Source organism: Mitsuaria sp. TWR114 (assembly GCF_007997345.1).
Genome location: NZ_VOSR01000238.1, coordinates 1 through 2826, shown reverse-complemented (window position 1 = coordinate 2826; position 2826 = coordinate 1). Strand labels below are relative to the sequence as shown.

Sequence of the window (2826 nt, the reverse complement as noted above, 5' to 3'; positions counted from 1 at the left end):
GTCGACCGCCCGGGGGAGTTCGGCCTGATGCCCGAGACGCCGGACCAGAAGGCCAAGGCCGGCGCCGCGCCGAGCGCCCCGGGCTCGCCCACCTACGCCTGGCGCTACCCGTGGCGCTCGGGCGAGGCGCTGTGGGCCGGTTTCGACCATGGCTCCATCGCCTCCATCGAGTTCGGCTCGATGGGCTTCATCGACTACTTCCGCCTGCCCAAGCGGCAGTACCACTGGTATCGCAACGCCTACGCCGGCGTGCCGCCGCCGGTCTGGCCGGTCGACGGCAAGCCTGCGCAACTGCACCTGGCGGCCAGCCAGACCGTCATCCACGGCACCCAAGGCCTGGACGACGCGCAGCTGGTGGTGTCGGTGCAGGACGAGGCGGGCCGCGCGCTGAGCAATTCACCGGACGTGACGCTGACCATCGTGAGCGGTCCGGGCAAGTTCCCGACGGGCCGCAGCATCCGCTTCAGCCACCAGTCCCTGGTCGCCATCCGCGACGGCCAGGCCGCGATCAGCTTCCGGTCCTACTTCGCCGGGCGCAGCGTCATCGAAGCGAGCTCGCCCGGCCTGAAGCCGGCGCGCATCGAGATCACAACCACCGGGCCCGATCCCTTCATCCCGGGGCAATCGCCGCTGGCGCCGGACCAGCCGGTCATCGCCTATCCGCCAGTCACGCGCAAGGCCTTCGAGGGCGACCCGATCAACGTGACCATCAGCCGGCCGACCTCGACCAGCGGCTCCGCGCCCGGCCATGAGGCGCCGCTGGCCAACGACGACCAGCTGCAGACCGCGTGGCGCGCGGCCGCGAAGGACGGTCCGGCGTTCTGGGCCGTGGACCTGGAGAACCTGTACACGCTGCACTGGCTGTCGGTGATCCTGCCCGATGACCGGGCGCCCGACTTCGTCGTCGAGATCAGCAACAACGCCAGCGACTGGCGCCAGGTCGGCGAGGCCAAGGCCGGTCGCAAGAGCTATGAGTTCGCGCTGTTCGAGCCGGTGGTCGCCGCGCGTTTCCTGCGCATCCGCTTCCCCGCCGTCACGCCCGACCATCCCGCCGCGCTCAGCGAAGTGCGGGTGATCGGCAAGCCGGCCAACTGACGATCGAGCCCTCGCCAGGCCCTGCCGGCCTCGCGAGGTCCCACCACCGGACGGCGCGATCGAGCGCGCCGCCCGAGCCCTTCCTCCTCATGAGACGACAACTGCTCACCTCCTGGCTGCTCGCGCTGGCGATGTTCGTGATCGCCGGCCCCGCCGCGGCCGACGATGTCCGGCAACGCGTGCGCATCGATGACGGCTGGCGCTTCGCGCTGGGCCATGCCTGGGACCCGGCCCAGGACTTCGACCACGGCACGCGTGCCTTCTTCTTCGCCAAGGCCGGCTTCGGCGACGGGCCCGCCGCGGCGGACTTCGACGACCGGCCGTGGCGCCGCGTCGACCTGCCGCACGACTGGGCGGTGGAACTGCCGTTCAGCGAGCGCGGCAGCTCGCCCCATGGCTCGAAGGCGATCGGCCGCGCGTTCCCCGAGAACAGCATCGGCTGGTACCGGCGCGAGCTGGCCATCCCGGCGTCGGCGCAGGGTCGGCGCATCGCGCTGGAGTTCGACGGCGTCTTCCAGGACGCCGAAATCTTCGTCAACGGCCAGCGCGCCGGCCGCCACGTCGGCGGCTACACCGGCTTCAGCATCGACATCACCCCGTTCGCGACACCGGGGGCCAACCTGGTCGCCGTGCGGGTGAACAACGAGTGGAACGCGCGGGTCGCGCCTCGCGCCGGCGAGCATGTGTTCTCCGGCGGCATCTATCGCAACGTGCGGCTGGTCATCACCGACCCCATCCATGTCGCGTGGTACGGCACCTTCGTCACCACGCCGCAGGTGTCGGACGAACGCGCCACCGTGCGCGTGCAGACCGAGGTGCGCAACGACCGCCCCCGCGCCGCGGCCCGGGTCGCGCTGGTGTCCGAGGTGCTCGACGCGACCGGCCGGCGCGTGGCCTCGCGGCGCAGCGAGCGCAGCGTGCCCGCCGCCACCACCGTCACCTACGACCAGACGATGCCCGCGATCCCGACCCCGCGGCTGTGGTCCCCCCGACCATCCGCATCTCTACCGCATGATCAGCCGCCTGTACGTCGACGGTCGGCCGGTCGATCGCTTCGAGACGCCCTTCGGCATCCGCAGCCTCAGGTTCACCGCCGACCGCGGCTTCTTCCTCAATGGCAAGCACCTCTACCTGGTCGGCGCCAACGTGCACCAGGACCAGGCCGGCTGGGGCGACGGCGTGACCGACGGCGCCGCGCGCCGCGACGTCCGGATGATCAAGGACGCCGGCTTCAACTTCATCCGCGGCTCGCATTACCCGCACTCGCCAGCCTTCACGCAGGCGACCGACGAACTGGGCCTGCTGTTCTGGTCGGAGGCGCCCTTCTGGGGCATCGGCGGCTTCGGCGCCGATGGCAACTGGCTGTCCAGCGCCTATCCGCCGGACCCGGCCGATCGCCCCGCCTTCGAGGCCAGCGTGCTGCAGCAGGTCCAGGAGATGGTGCGCATCCACCGCAACCGGCCGTCGGTCTTCCTCTGGAGCGCCAGCAACGAGCCCTTCTTCACCAAGGGCGAGGCGATGCCGGCGATGCGCGACTTCCTGCGGCGCGAGGTGGCCTTCTTCCACCGCATCGATCCGACGCGCCCCGTGGCCATCGGCGGCGCCCAGCGCGGCGAGATCGACAAACTCGGCGACGTGGCCGGCTACAACGGCGACGGCGCCACGCTCTTCCTCGATCCGGGCGTGCCGTCCATCGTGTCGGAGTACGGGTCCACGATGGTCGACCGCCCG

3 protein-coding genes and 1 pseudogene are annotated in these 2826 nt (G+C 71.2%); 3 read left to right on the top strand and 1 reads right to left on the bottom strand.

Translation table 11 applies throughout. The features are described 5' to 3' along the window. Nucleotides 1-1095, top strand: a 1095-nt coding sequence (locus tag FUT87_RS10475) for a discoidin domain-containing protein (RefSeq protein WP_147240970.1), incomplete at its 5' end; no start/stop codon positions are given. An 89-nt stretch (nt 1096-1184) separates the two neighbouring features. Further along, nucleotides 1185-1757 (top strand): annotated as a pseudogene (locus FUT87_RS31685) (sugar-binding domain-containing protein); the annotation flags it as partial. Nucleotides 1758-1795: 38 nt separating this feature from the next. On the opposite strand, the gene FUT87_RS29935 reads toward FUT87_RS31685, so the two are convergent. Continuing rightward, complete coding sequence (locus FUT87_RS29935) at nt 1796-2035, bottom strand: hypothetical protein (protein ID WP_222617108.1); 240 nt, start codon at nt 2033-2035, stop codon at nt 1796-1798. Between the two features lie 71 nt (nt 2036-2106). Between FUT87_RS29935 and FUT87_RS29930 the strand changes: the two genes are divergently transcribed. Further along, a partial coding sequence (locus tag FUT87_RS29930; protein ID WP_310735169.1) for a glycoside hydrolase family 2 TIM barrel-domain containing protein occupies nt 2107-2826 on the top strand: 720 nt, incomplete at its 3' end.